The 4,299-nt window shown below is 67.3% G+C and carries 8 protein-coding genes; 1 reads left to right on the top strand and 7 read right to left on the bottom strand.

The window, feature by feature from the left end; all coding sequences use genetic code 11:
• From JHC99_RS17690 to aroA, 7 genes are all read right to left on the bottom strand, one after another.
• Positions 1-499, bottom strand: a 499-nt coding sequence (locus JHC99_RS17690; RefSeq protein ID WP_292155983.1) for a S1 RNA-binding domain-containing protein, incomplete at its 3' end; no start/stop codon positions are given.
• Between the two features lie 167 nt (positions 500-666).
• Positions 667-1,311: a (d)CMP kinase gene (gene cmk, locus JHC99_RS17685; RefSeq protein ID WP_292155982.1), complete on the bottom strand. Its 645-nt coding sequence runs from the start codon at positions 1,309-1,311 to the stop codon at positions 667-669.
• Positions 1,311-1,619: an addiction module antidote protein gene (locus JHC99_RS17680; RefSeq protein ID WP_292155981.1), complete on the bottom strand. Its 309-nt coding sequence runs from the start codon at positions 1,617-1,619 to the stop codon at positions 1,311-1,313. The genes cmk and JHC99_RS17680 overlap by 1 nt, the downstream gene beginning before the upstream one ends.
• Positions 1,609-1,935 (bottom strand): type II toxin-antitoxin system RelE/ParE family toxin, encoded by a 327-nt coding sequence (locus JHC99_RS17675; protein ID WP_292155979.1) that lies wholly within the window; start codon positions 1,933-1,935, stop codon positions 1,609-1,611. Before JHC99_RS17675 ends, JHC99_RS17680 begins: the two co-directional genes overlap by 11 nt.
• Before the next feature lie 4 nt (positions 1,936-1,939).
• Positions 1,940-2,326 (bottom strand): RidA family protein, encoded by a 387-nt coding sequence (locus JHC99_RS17670; protein ID WP_292155978.1) that lies wholly within the window; start codon positions 2,324-2,326, stop codon positions 1,940-1,942.
• Positions 2,323-2,622, bottom strand: a complete 300-nt coding sequence (locus JHC99_RS17665) for a hypothetical protein (protein ID WP_292155977.1) — start codon at positions 2,620-2,622, stop codon at positions 2,323-2,325. The genes JHC99_RS17670 and JHC99_RS17665 overlap by 4 nt, the downstream gene beginning before the upstream one ends.
• The gene (aroA, locus tag JHC99_RS17660) at positions 2,619-3,950 is read right to left on the bottom strand and encodes a 3-phosphoshikimate 1-carboxyvinyltransferase (protein ID WP_292155976.1); all 1,332 of its coding nucleotides are present in this window, start codon (positions 3,948-3,950) and stop codon (positions 2,619-2,621) included. The genes JHC99_RS17665 and aroA overlap by 4 nt, the downstream gene beginning before the upstream one ends.
• Before the next feature lie 129 nt (positions 3,951-4,079).
• On the opposite strand from aroA, the gene JHC99_RS17655 reads away from it, so the two are divergent.
• On the top strand, positions 4,080-4,299 hold a 220-nt coding region (locus JHC99_RS17655), incomplete at its 3' end, for a TIGR02300 family protein (protein ID WP_292155975.1).

Here is a 4,299-nt window from a genome sequence, read left to right as displayed (position 1 = left end):
CCATCTTCAGGATCTGGAACGGCTGTTCCTTGCCCATCAGCGGGCCGACGTCGCGCACGGGACGGATGTCGACCTGCGAGCCGGGCAGGAAGGCCGAGGCACCGCCCAGGTCGACGGTGAAGCCGCCCTTGACGCGACCGACGATGGCACCGTTGACCGGCACGCCTTCGGCGAAGACGACTTCCAGACGGGTCCAGGCTTCTTCGCGACGGGCCTTGTCGCGGCTGATGACGGCCTCACCCAGGGCGTTCTCGACGCGCTCGAGGTAGACTTCAACGTCGTCGCCGACCTTGGGGATCACCGAGCCTTCGCCGATGCCGAACTCGCGGGCAGGGATGCGGCCCTCGGTCTTCAGACCGACGTCGATGATGATGATGTCTTTTTCGATGCCGACGACGCGACCGTGAACGACCTGGCCTTCGCCGAGATCGCGGCCTTGCAGTTGTTCGTCAAGCAGCGCCGAGAAATCGTCGCGGGTGGGGTTGAGGGTATCAGACATGAAGCTGTGGCGTTTCCGAAAGGGCTATGGCGCGTGACCGAAAGGCCCCGCGCGAGGTGAAGGAGAAGTTGGAAATCAAGTCGCGTCGACGCGAGTCTCACCTGAAGCAGATGAAGCAGGACGCCCGCGGAAGCCGAGGATGGGAGCGTTGGATTTGTCTGACGGGCCTAGAAGCCGTGTCGGACGCGCGCCGCCTCGACGATACGGCGGGCCGCATCGAAGGCAGTCTCTATATCCATGTCTGTCGTGTCCAGCAAGACCGCGTCGTCGGCCTGGACCATGGGGGCGGCACCCCGACCGGCGTCGCGCTCGTCACGCTTGAGGATATCGGCCAGCATCGCCTCATAGGAAATATCGTCGCCCTTGGCGGTCAGCTGCTTCCAGCGACGGGTGGCGCGCGTCTCGGGCGTCGCGGTGACGAACAGCTTGGCCGGCGCGCCCGGCGCGATCACCGTGCCGATATCGCGCCCGTCCAGCACCGCGCCGCCCGGTTGGTGGGCGAAGGCCTGTTGCAGATCCAGCAGGGCCGCGCGGACACCCGGATAACCCGCGATCCGGCTGGCCGCCTCGCCGGCCTCGCCGGTGGTCAGGCGGGCATCGTCCGAAAGACCCGCCGCGTCCAGCGCTCGCGCCACGCCTTCGGCCGCGTTCGGGTCGTCCAGGTCGCCGTGGGCGTCCAGCACCCCAATGCCGACCGCCCGATACAGCAGGCCGGTGTCCAGGAACGGCAACCCATAGGTCCGCGCCAGCCGCGCGGCGACGGTCCCCTTGCCCGACGCGGCGGGTCCATCGACAGCGATCACGAAATCCATCAGGCGGCGGTGTCCACGCGAACGGGGGCGAGGCGCAGACCCAGCGCCTGCATCACCTTGAAGATGGTCGCCAGTTCGGGCCGCCCCTGGTCACTGAGCGCGCGATAAAGGGCCGTACGGGACAGGTTCGCGTCCTCGGCCATTCTGGTCATGCCCTGGGCGCGGGCGACGTTCCCAAGCGCCTTGGTGATGATGCGCGGATCGCCGAACTCGGCCGCGTCCTCGAACGACGCGATCAGATACTCTTCGACGCCCTCAGGCGTGTCGAGGAAATCGGCAGCATCGTAGGGAAAGGTTTCAAGCGCCATCGTCAAACTCCCGCACCATCGCCTGGGCTACCGCGATGTCACGACCCTGGCTGTCCTTGTCGCCTCCGCAAAGCAGGATGACCACGCGATCGCCCCGCTTGGCGAGATACATTCGATAGCCGGGACCCGCATGGATTCTCAGCTCGATCACGCCGCCTCCGACCGCCTTGACGTCACCCCAGTGACCTTCTTCGAGCCGGTCAAGTCGCGCAGCGATCCGCGATTTTGCCTGGACGTCCTTCAGCTTTGACCGCCACTGACGGAAGCTGGAGGTGAACTCCAGTATCAAGCCAGGATTGTCGTCTATAGGCGACATTTTGTCAATCCGCCCTGATCCGCGCCGTGACCTCGATCTCGATCTTCATGCGCGGGTCGGCGAGGCCGGCCTGGATCATGGTCGCGGCGGGGCGGACGTCGCCGAAGGCCGCGCGCAGGGCCGGCCAGCAGGCGGGAAAGTCGGCTGCGTCGGGCAGGATATAGCGGACCCGCACCACGTCGACGAAGGACGCCCCGGCCTCGGCCAGGGCCGCGCCGATATTCCTCAGCGTCTGGTCGGCCTGGGCCGCGACGTCGTCCGAGATCGTCATGTCCGTGTAGTCGAAGCCGGTCGTGCCCGAGACGAAGACCCAGTCGCCGTCCACCACGGCTCGCGAATAGCCGATCTGGGACTCGAAGGTAGAGCCGGACGAGATCAGGCGGCGCGTCAATCCGGCTCGCTTTCGTTGCGAGAGGCGACGACCATGTCCCAAACGGTCGAGGCGAATGCCGCAAGACTGAGCAAGAACAGCGCGGCGACGAAGGCCAGGGCACCGTTGAACTGGGCTGGATCGGTCAGTCGATCTGCGACAAACGACGCCTTCGCCGCCCGAGGCCCTGCGTTGATGGCGATCTCGCCCGATCTGTGGACCGCGAGGAACCACAGGCCGAAACCCATTGTTGCAATCACCGACAGCACCAGTCGCATGGGATCGCCTTCGTTTCCCCGCGCCATCGGCAGGTTCATGAACCGATATCCGCGCCCAGACCCCGCATCATCTCGACGAACCCCGGAAAGCTGGTGGCGATCATCTCGGGGTCGAGCACGGAAACCGGGGCCTGGGCCGCCAGCCCAAGGACCAGATGGCTCATGGCGATGCGGTGGTCGTGGGCCGTGGCGACGGTCGCGCCGCCCGCGACCGGGCCGCCGGTGACGATGAAGCCCTCGGCCTCCTCCTCGACCGCGACGCCACAGGCGCGCAGGCCGTTGACCATCAGGGTGATGCGGTCGCTCTCCTTGACCCGCATCTCGCCCACGCCGCGCATGATCGTCCGACCCTCGGCAAAGGCGGCGGTGGCGGCCAGGATGGGATATTCGTCGATCATCGAGGCGGCGCGCGCCTCGGGCACGACCACGCCCTTCAGCGCCGAATGGCGGGCCGTGATGTCGCCGACGTCCTCGCCGCCGGAGACCCGGTGGTTGGCGATGGTGAGGTCGGCACCCATCTCGCGCCAGGTGTCGAACAGGCCGGTGCGCAGCGGGTTGAGCATGACTCCCTCCACCGTAACTTCCGATCCCGGCACGATCAGTCCCGCCGCCAGCGGAAAGGCCGCCGAAGACGGATCACCCGGAACGGCCACGGTCGTTCCGGTCAGGGTCTGACCGCCCGCCAGACGAACGATCCAGCCCTCGCCGGCCTCCTCGACGTCCACGGTCGCGCCAAAGGCCCGCAGCATCCGCTCGGTATGGTCGCGCGACTTTTCAGGCTCGGTGACGGTGGTCACGCCGGTGGCGTTCAGACCGGCCAGCAGGATCGCCGACTTGACCTGGGCCGAGGCGACGCTCTGGACGAAATCGATGGCGGTCAGCCCGCCACCCGAGAGCGTCACCGGCAGCCGGTCCTCGTCGGCGTTCCAGGCGAACCGTGCGCCCATCGACGCCAGAGGTCCCGTGACCCGCTTCATCGGCCGCTTCCTCAACGAGGCGTCGCCGTCGAACGTCACGTCGATCGGATAGCCCGCCGCTGCTCCCATAAGCAGCCGAACCCCGGTGCCGGCGTTGCCGCAGTCGATGACGCCGGCCGGAGCCTTCAATGCCCCCTGTCCCGTCACGCGCCAGCGACCGTCGCCCAGCTTTCCGTCGGGGTGGCGCTCGACCGTCGCGCCGAACGCCTCGGCCGCGCGGGCGGTGGCCAGGATGTCGTCTCCCTCAAGCAGGCCTTCGATGTCGGTCACACCGCTGGCCATCGCGCCCAGGATCATCGACCGGTGCGAGATCGACTTGTCGCCGGGCGCTCGCACGGTGCCCTTCAGGGGGGCTGCGGGGCGGGCGGTCAGAAGGGAAGCGGAGGTCATCGCGCTGCTCCGTCGGGCTTTAGGGGCATGACGAACAGGGCCGCCGAAGAACAGGGCTTTTGACAGCGGCCTCCCACAGTGGCAAGGGACGCGACCGAAATCCCCCCCACAGTTCAAAGGCTCCCATCCGTGGCCGATCCCCAACTTGGCGCCAAGCAGGTCTGTCCGAACTGCCAGGCCAAATTCTACGACCTGACCCGCCGCCCCGCCCACTGCCCCAAATGCGACACCGAGTTCGATCCCGAAGAGGCGATCAAGCTGCGCAGCCGTCGCGGCCGTCCGGGCGGCTATGCCGCCGACGACGCCGAGGATCAGGTCGTCGACAAGAAGGCCACCGACGATGAGGACG

The sequence above is a fragment of the Brevundimonas sp. genome (genome assembly GCF_016463485.1).
Classification (GTDB): domain Bacteria; phylum Pseudomonadota; class Alphaproteobacteria; order Caulobacterales; family Caulobacteraceae; genus Brevundimonas.
The sequence above is the reverse complement of the archived record's forward strand: the minus strand, read 5'-3'. Positions and strand labels throughout refer to the sequence as shown.

Bases quoted from the DNA above. Each gene is read 5' to 3' on its own strand.
- cmk (WP_292155982.1), bottom strand. From the start codon at position 1,311: ATGGATTTCGTGATCGCTGTCGATGGACCCGCCGCGTCGGGCAAGGGG.
- JHC99_RS17680 (WP_292155981.1), bottom strand. From the start codon at position 1,619: ATGGCGCTTGAAACCTTTCCCTACGATGCTGCCGATTTCCTCGACACG.
- JHC99_RS17675 (WP_292155979.1), bottom strand. From the start codon at position 1,935: ATGTCGCCTATAGACGACAATCCTGGCTTGATACTGGAGTTCACCTCC.
- JHC99_RS17665 (WP_292155977.1), bottom strand. From the start codon at position 2,622: ATGAACCTGCCGATGGCGCGGGGAAACGAAGGCGATCCCATGCGACTG.
- aroA (WP_292155976.1), bottom strand. From the start codon at position 3,950: ATGACCTCCGCTTCCCTTCTGACCGCCCGCCCCGCAGCCCCCCTGAAG.